This window comes from Dellaglioa sp. CoH-57-MRSF-21, assembly GCF_056781915.1.
The window spans coordinates 1-19979 of the sequence record NZ_JBXAXU010000008.1 but is presented as its reverse complement, the minus strand read 5'-3'; the positions used below and the strand labels follow the sequence as shown (position 1 = coordinate 19979).

18 protein-coding genes and 6 tRNA genes are annotated in these 19979 nt (G+C 32.2%); 19 read left to right on the top strand and 5 right to left on the bottom strand.

Annotation, left to right across the window (positions count from 1 at the left end):
- Positions 1-2 precede the first annotated feature (2 nt).
- From AC1RPQ_RS07475 to nrdG, 8 genes are all read left to right on the top strand, one after another.
- Positions 3-71: transfer RNA gene (locus AC1RPQ_RS07475), tRNA-Phe, on the top strand.
- 6 nt (positions 72-77) lie between these two features.
- A tRNA-Tyr gene (locus tag AC1RPQ_RS07470) sits at positions 78-158 on the top strand.
- A gap of 8 nt (positions 159-166) precedes the next feature.
- A tRNA-Trp gene (locus tag AC1RPQ_RS07465) sits at positions 167-240 on the top strand.
- A gap of 12 nt (positions 241-252) precedes the next feature.
- Positions 253-325 (top strand) — tRNA-His (locus AC1RPQ_RS07460).
- A 33-nt stretch (positions 326-358) separates the two neighbouring features.
- Positions 359-429: transfer RNA gene (locus AC1RPQ_RS07455), tRNA-Cys, on the top strand.
- A gap of 12 nt (positions 430-441) precedes the next feature.
- Positions 442-525, top strand: a tRNA-Leu gene (locus tag AC1RPQ_RS07450).
- 422 nt (positions 526-947) lie between these two features.
- A complete protein-coding gene (gene nrdD, locus AC1RPQ_RS07445) occupies positions 948-3122 on the top strand; it encodes an anaerobic ribonucleoside-triphosphate reductase (RefSeq protein WP_481761980.1) in 2175 nt (724 codons plus the stop codon).
- Positions 3097-3687 carry an anaerobic ribonucleoside-triphosphate reductase activating protein gene (gene nrdG, locus AC1RPQ_RS07440; RefSeq protein WP_481761979.1) on the top strand — a complete coding sequence of 197 codons (591 nt, stop codon included), beginning with the start codon at positions 3097-3099 and terminating at the stop codon, positions 3685-3687. Before nrdD ends, nrdG begins: the two co-directional genes overlap by 26 nt.
- 47 nt (positions 3688-3734) lie before the next feature.
- On the opposite strand, the gene AC1RPQ_RS07435 is transcribed toward nrdG, so the two are convergent.
- From AC1RPQ_RS07435 to AC1RPQ_RS07425, 3 genes are read right to left on the bottom strand one after another with little or no spacing between them, the layout of a single operon-like run.
- Positions 3735-4292, bottom strand: coding sequence for a M15 family metallopeptidase (locus tag AC1RPQ_RS07435; RefSeq protein ID WP_481761978.1), 558 nt, complete (start codon positions 4290-4292; stop codon positions 3735-3737).
- A gap of 11 nt (positions 4293-4303) precedes the next feature.
- A complete protein-coding gene (locus AC1RPQ_RS07430) occupies positions 4304-5350 on the bottom strand; it encodes a sensor histidine kinase (protein ID WP_481761977.1) in 1047 nt (348 codons plus the stop codon).
- 9 nt (positions 5351-5359) lie between these two features.
- On the bottom strand, positions 5360-6034 hold the full coding sequence (locus tag AC1RPQ_RS07425) for a response regulator transcription factor (RefSeq protein ID WP_481761976.1): 675 nt from the start codon (positions 6032-6034) through the stop codon (positions 5360-5362).
- Between the two features lie 140 nt (positions 6035-6174).
- On the opposite strand from AC1RPQ_RS07425, the gene AC1RPQ_RS07420 reads away from it, so the two are divergent.
- Positions 6175-6930 (top strand): ABC transporter ATP-binding protein, encoded by a 756-nt coding sequence (locus tag AC1RPQ_RS07420; RefSeq protein WP_481761983.1) that lies wholly within the window; start codon positions 6175-6177, stop codon positions 6928-6930.
- Complete coding sequence (locus tag AC1RPQ_RS07415; protein WP_481761975.1) at positions 6927-8963, top strand: ABC transporter permease; 2037 nt, start codon at positions 6927-6929, stop codon at positions 8961-8963. The genes AC1RPQ_RS07420 and AC1RPQ_RS07415 overlap by 4 nt, the downstream gene beginning before the upstream one ends.
- Positions 8964-9143: 180 nt before the next feature.
- Here AC1RPQ_RS07415 and AC1RPQ_RS07410 read toward each other — a convergent pair whose 3' ends face one another.
- Positions 9144-9653: an antibiotic biosynthesis monooxygenase gene (locus AC1RPQ_RS07410; RefSeq protein WP_481761974.1), complete on the bottom strand. Its 510-nt coding sequence runs from the start codon at positions 9651-9653 to the stop codon at positions 9144-9146.
- 91 nt (positions 9654-9744) lie between these two features.
- Between AC1RPQ_RS07410 and AC1RPQ_RS07405 the strand changes: the two genes are divergently transcribed.
- The 5 genes from AC1RPQ_RS07405 to pepF all read left to right on the top strand — a co-directional run bounded on the left by AC1RPQ_RS07405 (position 9745) and on the right by pepF (position 15206).
- Positions 9745-10482, top strand: a complete 738-nt coding sequence (locus tag AC1RPQ_RS07405; protein ID WP_481761973.1) for an MBL fold metallo-hydrolase — start codon at positions 9745-9747, stop codon at positions 10480-10482.
- Positions 10483-10887: 405 nt separating this feature from the next.
- Positions 10888-11286: a transcriptional regulator SpxA gene (spxA, locus tag AC1RPQ_RS07400; protein WP_481761972.1), complete on the top strand. Its 399-nt coding sequence runs from the start codon at positions 10888-10890 to the stop codon at positions 11284-11286.
- A 167-nt stretch (positions 11287-11453) separates the two neighbouring features.
- Complete coding sequence (locus AC1RPQ_RS07395; protein WP_481761971.1) at positions 11454-12128, top strand: adaptor protein MecA; 675 nt, start codon at positions 11454-11456, stop codon at positions 12126-12128.
- Positions 12129-12194: 66 nt separating this feature from the next.
- The gene (locus tag AC1RPQ_RS07390) at positions 12195-13337 is read left to right on the top strand and encodes a competence protein CoiA (protein WP_481761970.1); all 1143 of its coding nucleotides are present in this window, start codon (positions 12195-12197) and stop codon (positions 13335-13337) included.
- A gap of 48 nt (positions 13338-13385) precedes the next feature.
- Positions 13386-15206, top strand: a complete 1821-nt coding sequence (gene pepF, locus AC1RPQ_RS07385; RefSeq protein WP_481761969.1) for an oligoendopeptidase F — start codon at positions 13386-13388, stop codon at positions 15204-15206.
- A gap of 44 nt (positions 15207-15250) precedes the next feature.
- Here the strand turns inward: pepF and AC1RPQ_RS07380 are convergent, their stop codons facing one another.
- Positions 15251-15868, bottom strand: coding sequence for a DsbA family protein (locus AC1RPQ_RS07380; protein ID WP_481761968.1), 618 nt, complete (start codon positions 15866-15868; stop codon positions 15251-15253).
- A 252-nt stretch (positions 15869-16120) separates the two neighbouring features.
- Between AC1RPQ_RS07380 and yjbM the strand changes: the two genes are divergently transcribed.
- The 4 genes from yjbM to mgtE are packed head-to-tail and all read left to right on the top strand — an operon-like array spanning position 16121 to position 19861.
- A complete protein-coding gene (gene yjbM, locus AC1RPQ_RS07375) occupies positions 16121-16750 on the top strand; it encodes a GTP diphosphokinase (RefSeq protein ID WP_481761967.1) in 630 nt (209 codons plus the stop codon).
- Between the two features lie 39 nt (positions 16751-16789).
- Positions 16790-17593, top strand: coding sequence for an NAD kinase (locus tag AC1RPQ_RS07370; RefSeq protein ID WP_481761966.1), 804 nt, complete (start codon positions 16790-16792; stop codon positions 17591-17593).
- On the top strand, positions 17583-18476 hold the full coding sequence (locus AC1RPQ_RS07365) for an RluA family pseudouridine synthase (protein WP_481761982.1): 894 nt from the start codon (positions 17583-17585) through the stop codon (positions 18474-18476). Before AC1RPQ_RS07370 ends, AC1RPQ_RS07365 begins: the two co-directional genes overlap by 11 nt.
- Before the next feature lie 17 nt (positions 18477-18493).
- On the top strand, positions 18494-19861 hold the full coding sequence (gene mgtE, locus AC1RPQ_RS07360; protein WP_481761981.1) for a magnesium transporter: 1368 nt from the start codon (positions 18494-18496) through the stop codon (positions 19859-19861).
- The last annotated feature ends 118 nt before the right edge of the window (positions 19862-19979 follow it).

The window sequence follows — 19979 nt, the reverse complement described above, 5'->3', positions numbered from 1 at the left end:
CTCAGTAGCTCAGTTGGTAGAGCAATGGATTGAAGCTCCATGTGTCGGCAGTTCGATTCTGTCCTGCGCCATTTATTGGAAGAGTAGCGAAGAGGCTAAACGCGGCGGACTGTAAATCCGCTCCTTCGGGTTCGGTGGTTCGAATCCACTCTCTTCCATTTTTTATAGGGGTATAGTTTAAAGGTAGAACTACGGTCTCCAAAACCGTCAGTGTGGGTTCAATTCCTACTACCCCTGCCATTTTTTGTTTTGGCGATATTGGCGAAGTGGTTAACGCACCGGATTGTGGCTCCGGCACGCGTGGGTTCGATTCCCACATGTCGCCTTTTATAAGGTTATATCAAGTAATAATTAATATGGCGGTATAGCCAAGTGGTAAGGCAGAGGTCTGCAAAACCTTCATCACCGGTTCAAATCCGGTTACCGCCTTACACGAGTTATGCCGGTGTGGCGGAATTGGCAGACGCGCTGGACTCAAAATCCAGTTCCAGCAATGGAGTATCGGTTCGACCCCGATCACCGGTATTATTAAGTATTATAGAGAGTATTAGAAAACATGAAAGCCCATTGATTGGGCTTTTTTTGTACGCTAAATTATGAAGAATAATACGAAATTATAGAAAGTTGAGCTTTTGTTGAACTTTTTTGGCTCTTCGTCAACTGTTGTTGGTGGATAATAGTATGAAAATTCTAATCACTTAATAATTAGAGTTTTTTTGGTATAAATTTTTAAGTGTATAAAATATTCTGGTATTGAAATCATATAATAATTTTTTAACTGATATATATACGTCTAACTTTTTAATTACATTTCAAACATCTTGATAGTAAATCATAGTGTACAACAATATATAGATAGTATATATTGTTGTACACTATATATTGTTGTTTTTAAGAGGATAATCAAGTAACATATATTTATTGCTGTAAGAAAAGGAAGGTCACTTATGAAAAAAGTAGAGGTAAAGTTAGATATGCAAGTGCCTGACATATTTGAAAAGCGTGATGGTCGAAAAGTTGATTTTGCATTACGTAAAGTTTTAAGTAGTACTTTGCGTCGATTAAATAGTAAAAAAAATCAAGAAAGCTATCAGGAATTACTATTACATAAATTAAGTAATTATCAAAAAATTAATGCCCAAACGATGTATGGCTTAGTTATAGCTACATATCGTGAATTAGGCTACCGTGATGCATTGGATAGCTTTCAGGAATATAGAATAAATGATGAAAAATTGTGGAAAGAGCAAACTGATCCAGCTGGTCGTTTGGATAAATTATTAAATAAAGATGATACAATTGTTCATGAAAATGCTAATAAGGATAGCAATGTATTCAATACACAACGTGATTTGACGGCTGGGACAGTGGGTAAAACTTTGGGATTAAAATTAATGCCTGAATCACTAGCTAAAGCACATTTACGTGGTTCAATTCATTATCATGATTTAGATTACACACCCTGGAGTCCTATGACTAACTGCTGTCTGATTGATTTTAAAGAGATGTTAACAAATGGATTTAAAATAGGAAATGCTGAAGTTGAAAGTCCTCATTCAATTCAGACCGCAACTGCGCAAATGGCACAAATTATTGCTAATGTAGCCTCAAGTCAGTATGGTGGTTGTTCTGCAGATAGGGTGGATGAGTTACTAGCGCCATTTGCTGAATTAAATTATAAGAAGCATTTAATAGATGCAAAAGTATGGATTGGGAATCCAATAAAACAGATAGAATTTGCTAAACTTAAAACAAGCAAAGATATTTATGATGCCATGCAAGGATTAGAGTATGAAATCAATACTTTATTCTCTTCGCAAGGACAGACGCCGTTTACTACGTTAGGTTTTGGGTTGGGTGAAAGTTGGATTGAACGAGAAATTCAAATCTCAATTTTAAAAATTAGAATAAAAGGATTAGGTCGTGAGCATCGTACGGCAATATTTCCTAAATTAGTATTTACAATAAAAAAGGATTTAAACTTTAAACATGGGGACCCTAACTACGATATTAAGGCCTTAGCTGTTGATTGTGCTACGAAGAGAATGTACCCTGACATATTAATGTATGACAAGATAAAAGAGCTTACGGGCAGTTTCAAGGTACCTATGGGCTGTCGTAGCTTTCTGCAAGGATGGAAAGATAAAAATGGTAATGAAGTCAATTCTGGGCGTATGAATTTAGGCGTTGTTACAGTTAATTTACCACGAATTGCTTTGGAATCCGAAGGTAATATTGATTTATTTTGGGATATCTTTAAAGAGAGGATGCAGGTTTGTAAAGAGGCATTAGTCTTTAAAGTTAACCGTGTCAAGGAAGCTATCCCAGAGAATGCACCCATTCTATATCAACATGGTGCTTTTGGCGAAAGGTTAAAAGCAGACGGAGATGTTGATGATTTATTCAAGAATCGTCGCGCTACGGTCTCATTAGGTTATATTGGACTATATGAAGTTGGAACTGTTTTTTTTGGACCTAATTGGGAAAAAAATGAAAAGGCGCATAATTTTACGATTGACATCGTTAAACGCCTCAAGGAGTATTGTACAGATTGGTCAGATGAATACGATTATCATTTTAGTGTTTATTCAACTCCTAGTGAATCCTTAACAGATCGTTTCTGTGTATTAGACACTGAAAAATTTGGTGAAATTAAAGATGTTACAGAAAAGGAATATTATACAAATAGTTTTCATTATGACGTTAGGAAAAATCCAACTCCGTTTGAAAAATTGTCGTTTGAAATGGAATATCCTAAATATGCATCAGGTGGATTTATTCATTACTGTGAATACCCAAATTTACGTCAAAATCCTAAGGCTTTAGAAGCAGTCTGGGATTGGGCTTATGATAAAATCGGCTATTTAGGAACTAATACCCCTATTGATCATTGTTATAAATGTGGTTTTGATGGTGAATTTAACCCAACTGAACGAGGATTTGAATGCCCTAAATGTCAAAATCATGATCCAAAAACATGTGATGTTGTTAAAAGGACATGTGGATACTTAGGTAATCCACAGCAACGTCCGATGGTTCATGGACGTCATAAAGAAATTGCTTCTCGTGTTAAAAATATGACTTTAGGAATGGTTGATGATGGAACGACAAAAGAGAGTTAAAGCACCACGAAATCCGAAACCTAAAGAATGGATTGCCAGTGAGTTAAGCCAACAGTATATTGCATCTTATAAACCATTTAATTTTGTTGATGGTGAAGGGGTTCGTTGTAGTTTATACGTTAGTGGCTGTTTATTTGCTTGTCCGGGTTGTTATAATAAGGCAGCGCAAAATTTTAGATATGGGACACCATATACAAAAGAGCTTGAAGATCAAATAATAACTGATTTAAGCGAAGACTATTGCCAAGGATTAACTTTATTAGGCGGAGAGCCTTTTGTTAACACGCAGGTTTGTTTAAGCTTAGTGAATCGTATTCATGATACTTATGGATGGACGAAAGATATCTGGTCTTGGACTGGTTATACATGGGATGAATTAATGCTTGAATCTGATGATAAACTTGAATTACTTTCAAAGATTGATATTTTAGTCGACGGTCGATTCGAATTACCAAAAAAAGATTTAACTTTGCAATTTAGAGGTAGCTCAAATCAAAGAATTATTGATGTTCAAAAATCATTAATTGCGGGTGAAGTTATTCTCTGGGATAAATTGTTAAGATAAAAAACTTGTCACAATACCTTGTATGTAAGGTGTTGTGACAAGTTTTTTTAATAATCATTTGGATTCGCGATAAGTGGTGAATAGTCATTCATATCAGAATCTCTATAGTCCCACCATTCTTCAGAATATCCGATAAAACCAGCAGTTATCATAGCGTTATTTAGTATATCGTAATTTATTTGTTGTTGAGGTGTTCGTTTATAATTTCTTCCAGCTCGTTCTGAAAAGTCGTCAAATTCACTTTGCATGTTAAGCTCGTGGCCATCCATATCACAGATAGTTAAATCAAATGTCACGCCTTTTTGATGACTGAAATTAGGATTTGGCTTCGCTACAAAATTAGGATCGGGATAAACGTCAAATAATTTTTTTTGAGCAGAGACTGGTCTGTAGGCGTCCCAAATTTTTAAACGATAGCCTTGAGTTTTGAGTAATTGACTTGCGATACCAAGTTTCTTAGCTGTTCCTGTTCTAGCGATTGCTGTAGAAAAGTCATAAATAATTTGGTTAGTAAAGTTGTCTTTTGTAGCATAGCGTAAATCTACAATAATATTAGGATCAATATCTTTAATATTTGTAAAACCGAGTTCAATTTCTGATAACATGATAGACCCTCCTAGCGAAGAATTTCGCCCATTTCATCATTATAATAAGAAAGTTTAGGAAATATAATTTTAACTGTAGTACCTTCATTTTTTGGAGATTCAATTTCTAATTGGTGACCTAATTTTTGACTTAGTTGATTTGCTAAATAAAGGCCTAATCCGGTTGCATTTTGGTTGAATTGACGCCCGTTATTCCCGGTAAATCCTTTGTCAAAAACGCGAGCTAAATCTGCGTTCGGGATACCAATGCCATTATCTTTAATGGCTAATATCGTTTCTTTTTCAGTATCTTTAAGAGAAATAACGATTTCACCATTATTTGGTGTGTATTTTAATGAATTGGTAATCACTTGATTTAAGATAAAACGTAGCCATTTTGAATCAGTTAGAACGGAAATATCTGTACTGTTAAAAACGAAACGAATATGTTTTGAAAAAAATAAGTTCATATTATCCCGAATGACAAGATTAACTACTTTTTTTAGTGAATCATCTTGAATTAAATAATCATTTGAAAAGCTATCTAAACGAGAATAATAAATCACTTGTTCAACAAAATTTTCAATGTTTTTTAATTCAATTTCAGTTTGCATGACTTGTTTTTCAGATAGCTTGCCATCAGATGTTTCAATTAGTAACTGAATAGCAGCTAAGGGAACTTTAATATCATGAATCCAAGCATTTAAAAAATCCTCTTGTTCTTGTTGTTTAGACAAGATATTATTTATTTGTATTTGATGATTGTTTAATAGGGCATTAACATAACCCTGATATAAACGTTGTTCATTGGAATGTGCACCATTAATAGGAATCAATAAATCTGCTGTTGCTGGATCAATTGGTAATTTAAATTTTTGGTACCATTGATGATTAATCCAGTAACGTGTTACAACAAAAATACTTGATATAATAACTACCAGAATATCTATATATAATAATGTAGATAAAACAATGTTATGGAATGGATCAAACCACAATACAAGATTAATTAAGAGAATAACTAGAAGGAAAAAGATGATTGTTGTAATTCTATCTGAAATGTACTTAAAAAATGTCATTAGTGTCTCCTAAGGGATAAGATAACCTTGTCCTACCTTTGTCTCGATAAAATTGGGTAATCCAGCTTGTGCTATTTTTTTACGAACGCGATTAATATTAACGGTTAACGTATTGTCATCAACAAAATGTTCGTCTTCCCAGAGTTCTCGAAGTAATTTTTCACGGCTAACAATTTTCCCTGTCTGACGCATTAAATATTGCAGTAACTGGTACTCATTTTTTGATAAATCAATAATTTTATCGTTAAATTTTGCAGTTCCATTTTGTAAATTCAAAAAAAGGCCATTATGCTCGAGTGTTTCTGGTCCCATTTCTGCGTAATTGTAAGTGCGTCGTAATAATGCAGAAATTTTTGCAACTAAAACTTCCATTGAGTAAGGTTTATTTACGAAGTCATCGCCACCCATATTCATTGCCATAACCATATCCATATTGGTATTTCGGCTTGAGATAAATATAATTGGTACATTTGATATTTCACGGATTTTTTTACACCAGTAAAAGCCATCAAAATCGGGTAAATTAATGTCTAATAAAACTAAATGTGGTTTTTTTTCAATGAATTCAAGATCAATTTCACTAAAATTATTAATTAAAATAGGGTTGAATCGCCATTTTGCTAGACTATCTGCAGTAATGTTGGCAATTGTTTTATCATCTTCAACAATCATTATACTAAACATATTATCACCTCTTTAAAGTAAGAACTATTTACCCTACAATACCGGTTTTTAGCATTAAATTCAAATAGATAAAAAGCGTAAATAAATATTGGCGTAATTATCCTATATATAGGATAATACTTGGTAATAGGAGAAATGAAATTATGACATTTATTGAAGTAGATCACGTTAAAAAAATTTATGGAATGAAGTTTAATAGATCGACTGCAATTGATAATATTTCGTTTGTAATTGATTCAGGAGAATTTGTTGGTATTATGGGACCATCTGGTGCAGGAAAAACGACGTTATTAAATATGATGTCGACTATTGATAAGCCAACTTTTGGACATGTTAGAATAGATAACCAGGATATAACACAATATAATGAAAAAAAATTGTCTGAGTTTAGAAGACAACAGTTAGGGTTTATTTTTCAAGATTTTAATTTACTTAATTCGTTGACTATCAAGGAAAATATAATTTTGCCCTTAGCATTGGATAAAGTAAATGTAGAAATAATTGAGGCAAAACTTGCTAATATTGCTAATATTTTAAATTTAAATAATATTTTAAAACATTTTCCAAATGAAATTTCAATTGGTCAACAGCAGAGGGTTGCAGTTGCACGAGCTATTATAACGGCACCCAAAATGTTATTCGCAGATGAACCGACAGGAAGTCTAGATTCAAAAGCAGCTACGGAACTATTGAAGTATTTAACAGACGTGAATGAAAAGCAAAAGATGACGCTCATGATGGTAACTCATGATGCATTTACAGCTAGTTATTGTAAAAGAATTATTTTTATTAAAGATGGGAATATCTTTGCCGAAATTAGGCGAGATGGCTCTAGAAAAGAATTTTTCCAAAAAATAATTGATATGCAAGCAGCTATTGGTGGGGGAAAGCAATGAAACCACTAGTGAATATTGTTTTTAAAAGTATTTGGCGCAGTTTATGGGATTATTTAATTTACATTATTGCTAGTGCGATAGCAGTTACAGTTTATTTTTCATTTTTGTCAATGTCAATTAACAAAGAGTTAACACAAAATGCGCGCGTAGAGTTACCAATTTCTGTTACTTTACGTATTAGTAGTTTTTTAATTTTGATTTTTATTGCTTGTTTCATGATGTACACTAATCTTTTTGTGGCGAAACGGCGAGAAAAAGAAATTGCTGTTTACCATCTTCTTGGAGTGAAAAAAAAAGAAATTGCGACAATGCTATTTATTGAAAATTTAATTCTAGGTAATATAGCATTACTGATTGGTTTAGTGGTTGGTGCGATCTTTTCTAAATTATTTGCTATGATTTTGTTGAGGGCTATGTTTATTGTGGCAGATACCAATATTATTATATCTTGGCATAGTTTAATTAGTACAATAGTTATCTTTAACGTTATCTTTTTAATGATGTCAACTGTTAATGCAAGTGTTATTTATCGTAAACAATTAGTTTCATTGTTTAAAAATAGTGATAATGCCAGTGTCGAAAAATTTGGACCATTTAAACGATTTATGGCTATCATTAGTATCTTTTTTATTATTGTACCTTTATTTATGGCAGTAAATTTTGAAAATTTGGGACCTATTTTTAATGTTTGGTTACGTAAAAATGATTATTTTTTAGCAGTATTGATTATTGCAATTATGATTATCTTAGGGACTCTTTTGATTTTTAATTATTTGGTGCCGATAATGATAAGTATGATACAAAAATGGCGACATTTTATGTATCGGGGTGGTAGGCTACTTGCTTTTTCTAATTTAAAAGTCAGTTTAAGACAAAATAAGGTCATCTTAAGTTTAATGACTTTATTAATAATGTTCTCTTTATCTGTATTTATTGGAGTGGCTACGTTGTATTCATATTCCCAAAAAACAATTGATCAAGTGGCACCAGCTCATTTTATTACGGACGATTATCATTTAAAAACTGTAAAAAAAGTATTAAAACAAAACAATTTAATAGTGAAACAGCAAGTAAGTGGACATCTTAAAATTGTACCGATGAAAACAAGTGTTCAATTAAAAGCAAATAATCAAAGTGAAGCTAAAATTGTGCCAATTACAATAATGTCAGAAACAGATTATAATCATGCGCGTAAAATTCAAGATGATTTAGAACCGATTAAGATTAAATCGAATGAGACAGTTATGATTTTACACAAGTTAGCAAGATATCAAATTAATGATGATAACCAGCTCATTCAATTTAAGCAAAAATCAATGAACAAATTAAAGATAAAAACATACTTAAGTACGTTTCCGTATGGTGAAATACATTACATTCAAAATTTGTTAATTGTTAAAGATAGTGTCTACAAACGTGTTGATAGCAACACAAAATATGGACTTACAGCTATTAATATTAAAAATTATCAGGAATTTGCACAATCTAAAAATGATTTCGGACATAAATTAGATAATCAATCTAAAGAACAGACCTATTTGCAGCAGACAGGGACAACATTATCGAATGTCCGTTATAAATTTTCTAATCAAATTAAGTCAAACTACCATTATCGAAATTTGGGTGTGAGAAATCAAGTTGAAAAAAATGTTAACGAATTAGATGGGTTTTATATTTATATAGCATGTTTTATTAGTATTATTTTAGTATTAGCAACTTGTAGTATTTTAATGTTACAACAAATGATAGATCTTAGACAAAATCAAAAAACTTATTCACTAATGCAAAGTCTAGGTGTGACCAAAAAAGAGATTAAGCGAATTATTTATCAGCAAACAGCCAGTTTATTTTTAATTCCGGTTATTTTAGGATCGATAGAAGCAATATTTACTTTTAATATTTATGTCGCATTATTTGATCAACCTAACCTAAATGTTCTCATTTTCTTCTGGGGGACCTTCTATGTGATGTATTTAGGCTTATTTTTAATTACCGTGAGAGTGTTGAATCGGATAATAAATAACAGAGTTTAAGAACGGTTAAATGATTAATAGCCTAAAAGTTAGAAAACTTTTTAGGCTATTTTTTGGTTGGAAATTAAACATTTTTGGGGAATAACTATTGTAAAAAAATAGCTAATTAATGACTTGTTTGAGTCATTAATTAGCTATTAATATCGTTTGTGGAATACGGATTGTTTTTAACTAATTGGATTAATCTTTTATATTAATTAATTCATTAACAGAATACACTGCGTCTATGGGAGTAATTTGAAACTCACTTTCATAGTACTTTAACTGTTTATAATTTGACGTTTTACGCCAATTAATAAAATCAGATTGTTGCTTCCAAATTGTTAAAAAAACATAATTATAACCTTTAGATAAAGACTGTAATGTGTAAAAAGAAATGATACCAGTTGGTTTTGTTTGTTCATTAATAAAAGTTTGTACTTGAGCTAAGTAAACTTTACTTTCTTCATCGCTCAAAGTAATATATTTAAAATGATAAAAACCTTGCCATGAATCCATTCCTACATGATATCGAACACGGAAGTCTAATCCAGAGTAGAAAATAGAATTATCATCTGATGTGTCTAATAAGTAAGAATTATTGTACTTATTAATTGGATTAAGTAGAATAAATGATCGGGATGGATTATTTCGAATTATAGACTTTAAAAAATATTCAGCGCCTAATGCTGTGTTTATATGATTTAACAAAGATACATCTCCCATTTACTTTAATTCATTATTAAGTATAGCCCAAAAAAAGGTATAATAGAGTCAAAAGTAACAGGAAGGACAATTAAAAATGAAGTTGACAATTTTAGGATTCTATGGGGGTTATCCTGCCCATACAGTTGGAACTAGTTCATATTTAATTCAGAGTAATGGTTTTAATTTATTGTTGGACTGTGGAAGTGGAGCAATGCTTAGTCTAGAACCTAAACTAGATTCCTTGAAGTTAGATGCAGTTGTTTTATCACATTATCATCAGGATCATATCGCAGATGTCGGCGTTTTACAGTATAGCTGGCAGATTAACGGTGAACAAGTGAAGCAACCACTTCCTATTTATGGGCCATCTATTGATCAAGAAGCATTAGCAAAATTAACTTGGGCAAATGCGACAATTGGAATAGGATATAAGAATAAAGAAGTTATAGACATTGGGCCTTTTACTTTTGAATTTTTAGAAACAATTCACCCAGTGCCTACATATGCTATGAGAATAACGGAACGGGCAACTGGGAAGGTCTTTGTTTTTACAGCTGATACGGCGTATGACGAAAAATTAAATGAAATTAGTCAAAATGCAGATATATTAATGACCGATACAAACTTTTTTGATGATAAAATTGGCAAAAAATGGCATATGACATCTACCGAGTCTGGAAAGTTTGCTCGTTTAAATAATGCTAAAAGATTAATTTTAACGCATTTACCAGCAAATGGTTCCCACGAATTATTAAAAGAACAAGCTGAATTATCAGCTGGCAATAATATCGATATAATACTCGCAAAAAAATATTTAGAACTAATTTTGTAATCGGATACATATTGTTAAATTTTTTTAACAATATGTATCTTTTTTTTGAAAAATAAAATAATGATAAGATTGTTGCAAATAAACGATTAAGTGCGTGTTACGTACTTTTAGTAAGTATATATCGAGTGTAAAGTATATTAAATAATTGAGATAGCAAATTATTTTTCATTCAATAAATAATAATAACTATAAAATATATGTAATATCATACTCGAAATATAAAAAACAATATCAAAAATGATGTCATTTAATCATTTAATAATGAACACAAATGAATTAAATGTATTATTAGTAAAAATATTAATTAGTAAATTTTTTTAATAAAATGGTAGTAATTTGTTTGATAATAAGTTACAATTGTTTTATAGGAATTGATAAATTTTTTATTAAAAGGAGAGAGCGCATATGGTAACTTTATATACTTCACCAAGTTGTACATCTTGTCGAAAAGCACGTGCATGGCTTAAGGAAAATAATATTCCATTCCAAGAACGTAATATTTTTTCTGAGCCTCTCAACATTGATGAAATTAAAACAATTTTGCAAATGACTGAAAATGGAACAGAAGAAGTTATTTCTAAACGCTCAAAAGTTTATCAGGAACTAGATATGGACTTAGACGATTTACCACTTCAAGAATTATTCTCATTAATTCAAGATAATCCTGGTTTATTACGTCGTCCTATTATTCTAGATGAAAAACGATTACAGGTTGGATATAACGAAGACGAAATTCGTCGCTTCTTACCAAGGGATGTACGTGCTTTAGAATTACAAAAGGCACAATTACTTGCTGGATTTTAATTAATTTAAAATTAAATAATATTGAAACATTAGTTTTTAATAAGGTAACATGGTAAAATTCAGGAAGACGCATTCCTGAATTTTTTTTATTTAGTTTAAACTACTTTACAAATAGTAAATTTTAGATAGAATTAAGGTCAAGTTATCAGAAAGATGGGTGATTAGTAATGAAAATGGAAAAAATAAATGAAAATACAATTCGTGTTTTAGTTGAAGATGAAGATTTATCTAAAAGAGGTATTACTGTTTTAGATTTATTAGGTAATAGAACTCAAATTGAAGATTTCTTTTATAGTATTTTACGCGAAGTAGACACGGAACATGAATTTGAAAATAATGAAGCAGTTACCTTCCAGGTATTACCTAATCGAGATGGCTTGGAGTTATTTATCAGTCGTGGAAAGCCAGACGAGACGCAAAATCCGAAAGAAATAAACATTTCTGATTTATCTGAGAATGATGATCTAGGAAGCTTTATAAAAGATAGATTAGCTGAGCTTGAAGACAGTGACAATGACTCACAAGATACTGTTGGATCGGGTTATAAAAAATCTGCTCAAACAAGAATGTTTGAATTTGGGGACTTCGAAGATTTTATTCAATTAGCTAAAATTTTTAGACCAACAAATACACAAAGCAATTTATTTAAAGTCCAAAATAAATATTTTTTAGAACTAATTTTTGATAAAGATAATACAACAAAAGAAACAATCGAAAATGATATAGCTGTCGCATTAGAGTATGCACAGGTTGTCTCATCGACAGGACCATTTATGGAAGAACGTGGTAAAAAGATTATGTCATCTGACGCACTCTCTGAGGCAAGAAGATACTTTAAATAAACAAACTAATCGAAAAAGGTTAGTTTGTTTTTTTGCGTATTTAAATTGTAACAAGGGGTAATTTGAATGATATTTGCAAAACAAGAACACGTAGATGAGTTGGTATGCGCAATAAATTTTAAGCAAAACAATAAATATTTTTGTCCTGGTTGCGGAGAGCGTGTTGTCTTTAAAGAAGGCCCGCAAAAACAAGCTCATTTTGCTCATTTTAAAAAGTCATGTCATTTTTTTTCAGAAGGTGAAACGAAAATACATGTCACAGGGAAAAATTTAATTAAAATGTGGGCAGAAAAAAGACATAAAAGAGCAGATATTGAGCAATATTTGCCTAAACTAAAGCAACGACCGGATGTTTTAATAAATTTAAAAAATAGCCAGTTAGTCGTAGAGTACCAATGCAGTCCGTTGACGCTAAAAGATTTTAACAAAAGGACTGACGGTTATAAACAAAATGGGTATCGTATTTTTTGGATTCTAGGGATGAAACATCGTTTAAATAAAAAATTAACACAACAACAAGCAATGTTTATAAATTTCCATAAAAATATTGGTTATTTCTTAGTATTTATCGATACTGAGCGACAGTGTTTAATTTTAAATTATGAATTATGGTTTGAAAATTTATATGGTATTCGTTACTGCACAAAAGTATTTAATGATGTAACAGACTTAATGGTATTTATCAAAAATAATTGTAGGAATAAAACTTTGAATTTGTCACCAGCAGACTTGTTCCGTCAATTGACTAAGTTAGAGAAAAATTGTTATTATTTGAATCATTATTTAAAGCAACAGATTGATTTTTGCTACATGCAGCGATATTATTTTATGGGATTTCCGATATATTGCTTGAGTCAGACGCGTCTTCCGCCAATCTATCGACATGATGACTTTTTTTGGAGAATTCGAGTTATTTTAGATTTGCAAAAATATACCACTGATGTTATTTCGAAAAAAGAGCTTGAGTTATTATTTAACCTGCAACAAAAAATCACAAAAACTCTTTTTGAAATGCCACTTGTTGGTCATCTAGCAATTAAACAAGTTAATAATGCATATATTAAGGGTTTAATTAAAAATCATATTTTAATACCAATTAAAGAATCCGAAAATTATCGAATTGACAATCAGATTGTATGGTCCAGTGATATATCGCTAAAAATGGAAAATTTACAGTTGAGGCATACATTTATTTCAAATTTTGATTAAAAATATGTTATCTTATAGGAGTAAATAAACGATATTCGGAGGCTTTTTATGACAGTAGCTAAGCAATTACCAAAGCGTGAAGAGGTACCAGAAAATTTAACGTGGGATGTAGAAAAAATATATGGTTCAGATTCATTATTTGAAGAGGATTACAAAAAAATTGAAGAATCTGTAGTAACTATCGCTAACTTTAAAGGTACATTGAGTCAAGATAGTACAACAATGTTACGTGGATTAGAAGCTATTTTGGCGCTTGAACGGATGCTCGAAAAAGTATACGTGTATGCGAATTTAAAAAATGATCAAGATACAGAAAATTCAACATATCAAGCTTTAAATTCAAGGGCTGGCGCCTTGGCAGCTAAGGTATCGGCTGCTATTTCTTGGTTTGAACCTGAAATTATTGCGATACCAGAGGATACTTTAAAGCAATTTATGTCTGATAATCCTGATTTAAAAGGCTATCGTCATTTTTTTGATAGTTTATTATTGGAGAAGGATCATGTCCTTTCGCATGCTGAAGAAACGCTCTTAGCTGGAGCAGGGGATATATTTAGCGCCTCTTCTAAAACGTTTGAAATACTGAACAATGCTGATTTGAAATTTCCAGTTGTTCAAGACGAACAAGGTAATGATGTTCAATTATCACAAGGTATTTATGGGGTCCTTCTAGAATCAACTTCTAGAAGTGTTAGAGAACAGGCCTTTAAAAAATTATATGAAGTCTATGGTCAATTTCAAAACACACTAGCTTCAACACTTTCAAGCCATGTTAAAGTTCATAACTATAGTGCACAAGTTCGACATTATAAAAGTGCCAGAGATGCGTCATTATCAAATAATCAGATACCTGAAGTTGTCTACAATACACTAATTGAGCAGGTTAATAAGAATTTACCGTTGTTACACCGTTATGTTGCATTACGTAAGAAAATTTTAAAAGTTGAAAAATTACATTCATACGATTTATATACACCAATAACAGGCGAACCCGCACTAAGTTACACGTATGATGAAGCGAAAAGTGAGGCATTAAAAGCCTTAGATAAAATGGGACCTGATTATCTAAGTCATGTTCAAGAGGCATTTGATAACCGTTGGATTGATGTTGTTGAAAATCAAGGTAAAAGAAGTGGTGCCTATTCATCAGGTATGTATGATACAGCACCATATATGTTATTAAACTGGCAAAATAATGTAAATAATCTTTATACATTGGTACATGAAATGGGACATAGTATTCATAGTTACTATACGCATCATAATCAGCCTTATTTGTATGGTGATTATCCAATTTTTTTAGCAGAAATTGCGTCAACAACTAATGAAAATACGTTAACACATTATTTATTAAAGACTCAAACAGATCCTAAGGTTAGGGCATTTTTACTTAATTATTATTTAGACGGGTTTAAAGGAACTATCTTCCGTCAAACACAATTTGCAGAATTTGAACATTGGATTCATGAGGAAGACGCGGTTGGAAACCCACTAACGGCTGATAAACTGTCTAAATACTATGCTGATTTAAATCAAAAATATTATGGAGAGAGTTTAGAACGTGATCCAGAAATTGCAATGGAATGGTCAAGAATTCCGCATTTTTATTATAATTATTATGTCTATCAATATGCAACAGGGTTTGCTGCTGCAACCACTTTATCTGAGGGAATCACTAGTGGAAAACCTGATGCATTAGAAAACTATTTGAATTATTTGAAAGCTGGGAGTTCAGATTTTCCAGTTGATGTCATGAAAAAAGCAGGTGTAGATATGACTAAGTCAGCATATCTAGTTAACGCATTTGCTGTATTTGAAGCAAGATTGAATGAATTAGAGGCATTATTACCTCAAATCTTAGAGAAATAAAAAATACGTAACTTAGTTAAAAAACTAAGCTACGTATTTTTATTTTATAAAACGTATAGTTGGTTTTGAGGGTTAATTGCTTGATGTAAGTCATTTTGAATATTAAAATCACCAGCACAAACTTTCGAAATATCTACTAAATCAGCATCTGGGAAGGATACACCACAGTCTAGACCATCAATATTATTAATGACGATTGTGGGATGCATTGTAACGTTCATATCATTGGCAATTTTTTGATCATTTTTAAATGATTTTTTTGCTAACACTGAATGTCTATCTTCATTAAACATTTCCCAGTTTAAGTTAACTTCTTTAGCAACTCGTTGAATGAGCTCTTCTGAGTAACAAGTGCTATCTTGAACTAAAGCCGCTTGAATTGCCATTAAGAAATCACGTCCACGTTTTTTTCCTTGAAAAAGAGCTGCTTTATAATCTAAAGCGGCTTGGTAAATTGACCCAGATAACACATTTCGAAGCGCTAAGTTACGTGTATCAAGATTTTTTTCAATCATGACATTGTGCACTGTTTGGATGTTTAACATGGGTACAAATTGGAATGAGATTTTTTGGGGAGATAGACGAATAAAGTCTAAAACCTTTTGTTCAGATTTGAAGCATTTTGTACCTAATGGGTTGACAAATAAATAAATTTCTAGCAAGAGTACTCCTCCAATTATAGTGATTAGATTTAAAATCGTGTGGGGTTTGATTTCATTTCTGTTTTAATAACTATTACCACTTTACCAAATTTTTTTTTTTTTTCAATTATTAACACTTAATTAATAACAGATATTATTAAAATTACTTGTTTTTTGAAAGATTTGGTAACATTGTGAGGTTAATTCGGAACTGAATCACTAATTTATGCTAAAATGAGATGAGTAAATTGAATAATAGAATAGAGTGATAAAATGGTAGAAGATTGGAAATATTTCTTTAGACCCTATGAACAGGCCGTTTCAGAAATGAAAATAAAAATGCGTGGTTTAAGAAAACAGTTCACGGGTATTGGTCAACATTCGCCAATTGAATTTGTGACAAGTCGGGTTAAATCAGTTGATAGTATTTTAGAGAAAATTGAACGACGTCAAATTTCTGAAGAACGTTTAGAAACTGACATGCAAGATATTGCGGGTATTCGCATTATGTGCCAATTTGTTGATGATATTTATCAGGTTGTTGACTTATTACGTTCTCGAAATGATATGACCGTTGTAGAAGAACGTGACTACATTACTAATAAAAAAGCGAGCGGTTATCGCTCATATCATATTGTACTTAAGTACCCGGTTCAAATGATAAATGGAGAAAAAAATGTACTTGTTGAAATTCAAATTCGCACGTTAGCTATGAATTTTTGGGCAACGATTGAGCACTCTTTAAATTATAAATATCAAGGAGAATTTCCTAGCCAATTAAATGCACGGCTCGAACGGGCAGCAGAGGCTGCGTTTAAATTAGACACTGAAATGTCCGAAATTAGAGAAGAGATTCAAGAAGCGCAGCATTTATTTTATGGTAAGGGTTTAAACAAAAAATAAACATTAGGTATCATGGGCGTCAGGAAAAGAGGGTTACGAATGAAAGTTGCTATTTTCGAAAATGATGGGGAAAAATCGCAAAAAGTTGGTAAAGAACTGTATCAAAAACTAACGGATGCACATATCGTAATTGATAATAGTCATCCTGAAATTGTGATTACGGTTGGTGGGGATGGAACTTTGCTTTCTGCTTTCAAACATTACCAAGATAACCTTGAAAACATTAGATTTGTTGGCGTACATACAGGGCATTTAGGTTTTTATACGGATTGGCGAGATGATGAAATTTCAGATTTAGTTACTAGTCTCCAATCAGATAATAAACAATCAATTAATTATCCATTATTAGATGTTAAAGTTGATTATTTTGATGCAGAATCAGAAAGATTTCTTGCATTAAATGAATCAACCTTAAAAAGGATTAACAATACAATGGTAACGGATGTTTATATTGGTGATCAGTTATTTGAAAAGTTTCGTGGAGATGGTTTGTGCATTTCTACGCCTACTGGATCTACTGCCTATAATAAATCGGTTGGTGGAGCGGTTATTCATCCCGAACTCGAGTCAATACAAATGGCAGAAATTGCGTCTATTAACAATCGTGTGTTTAGGACGCTAAGCTCACCAGTTATTGTGGCTTCAAATGATTGGATTACACTGAAACCAACACAAAGCAGTGACTTTGTTTTTAGTATAGACCAAGAAATCTATCATAATCGGCAAATTAAGGCAATTAAATATAAAATAGCGAAGGAACACATTTGTTTTGCCAAATATCGACATAATAATTTCTGGAAACGTGTAAATGAGGCGTTTATTGGTAGTGATTATGCAGATTGATTGGCAGTATACAGGGACGTCTCCTCAAAAAGTGAAGACTTTTCTGAAAAATGAAGGTGTATCTAGGCGATTACTTGCAACGCTTAAGTATTGTGGTGGTAAGCTATTAGTCAACGATAACGAGCAGTGGGCAATTGACTTCATTCAAACAAATGATAAAGTGAGTATTGTTCTACCAGCTGAGAAAAATAAAAATGAATTAAAAAAATCGTTTGTACCAATTGATATCGTTTTTGAAGATCGCGATTTTTTAATTATTAATAAACCAGCACATGTTGCCTCAATTCCTTCATATTTACATCCGGAGGATACCTTGATTAATCGTGTCGCAGGCTATTATCAAAATCGACATTTAAATGATTTTATTCCACATATTGCGACGCGACTTGATCGTGATACGAGTGGGTTAGTATTGTTTGCTAAACATCGATTTGCTCACGCTTTATTGGATCAACAGTTACAAAATCATCTAATTAAAAAGTACTATACAGCATTTGTCGAAGGACAGATTGAAACTCCGCATGGGACAATTGATGAGCCAATTATGCGTGATCCAGAATCATTCATTAAGAGGCAGGTTGGCCATGGGGAAGGTAGTCAAGTAGCTTTAACTGAGTATTGGTTAGAGAAATCTGTAAAAGGTATTAGTCAATATAAAATCCAATTACATACGGGGAGAACACATCAAATTCGTGTTCATTTTGCATCCACAGGGCATCCCTTAGTTGGTGATACATTGTATGGTGGGCATATAATTATGCCAATGCAACGCCAAGCGCTACACTGTAGTGAAATTGAGTTTTATCAACCATTTACACATGAACAGATAAATGTTCAGAGTCACCTTGCATCGGATATGCAAAAATTTATAAATAAAAAATAAACGAGGTATTCATCATGGTGGATACAGAAAAATATAACCAAATAAAAACTGAAGAAATTATTGATTCGCTTGAAAAGAATCAACAATATAATTTTCACAATGAATTTACAGATTTGCATGTTTATGAGCAAGCTGAGATTTTTTCAGTGCTTAATAAAGAGCAACGCCAAAAGGTGTATCAGTACCTGACGCCTAAGGAATTGAGTGACACATTTGATGCCGCTGAAGATGATCCGGAAGATGTTGTTAAATATTTTGATGAAATGTCTCTAAAGTATGTGGCTGAGTTATTAGATAATATGTACACTGATAATGAGGTTGACCTGTTGGGACAACTGGATCAGCATAAATTAGCGAGATATTTAGGTCTGATGGATAAAGATAAGGCCTATGAAATAAAAAGTCTGCTGCATTATGAAGATAAGACAGCTGGTGCTATTATGTCAACTGATTTTGCCTCAATAACCTCAGATCAAACAGTGAGTTCTGCAATGCGTACTTTAAGAGAAGAAGCAAGTGATGCGGAAACAATTTACTATGATTATGTTATTAATAATGATCAGCGTTTGATGGGGATTGTAACATTACGTAATTTATTAATGAGTAATGAGAAGGCGTTAATTGGAGATATCATGACGACACCAGTTATGTCTGTTAAAGCTGATGACGATCAAGCAGACGTTGCCAAGATGATTCGGGATTATAACTTTTTAGCAATGCCAGTTACAAATTATGATGAACAATTAATTGGTGTGATTACTGTTGATGATATTATTGATGTTATTGATGAAGAATCGGCTGAGGATTACTCTGGTTTGGCCGGTGTCGATACTGAAGATCAAACAGAAAATCCATTTAAAGCAGCATCAAAACGTTTGCCATGGTTGATAACGTTATTATTTTTAGGTATGTCAACGGCAAGTTTAGTTAGTCATTTTGAAGGGTTACTGAGTGAAGCAAGTATTTTAGCTGTCTTCATTTCATTGATTACAGGAACGGCCGGTAATGCCGGAACACAAAGTTTAGCTGTTGCTGTTCGACGCCTAGCTGTAAAAGATGACAATGAACAAAGTGTGCTTAGACTAATTATAAGTGAAGTTTTCACTGGATTAGTAATTGGGGTTGTAACGGGTATTTCCGTCACTTTAATTGTCGGACTCTGGAAGGGTAACTTTGTTCTCGGGATGGTGATAGGACTTGCAATGATGTGCGCTATTACGGTGGCAAATTTAGCGGGTAGTTTTATACCAATTTTAATGGATAAAATTGGTGTTGATCCAGCAGTTGCATCAGGGCCATTTATTTCGACATTGAGTGATTTAACTTCTGTGTTAATTTATTTTAGTATTGCACAAGTATTCTTAAAATTTTTTATTGCGACTTAAAGAAAAACTTAAAAAGGTTCCAACAACTTCAGATTGAGTGATGTAATAATCCCTTTATGGTTGTCAGATGAAATAATATAATTTCATCCGATAATCATGGAGGGATTTTTGTATGTCC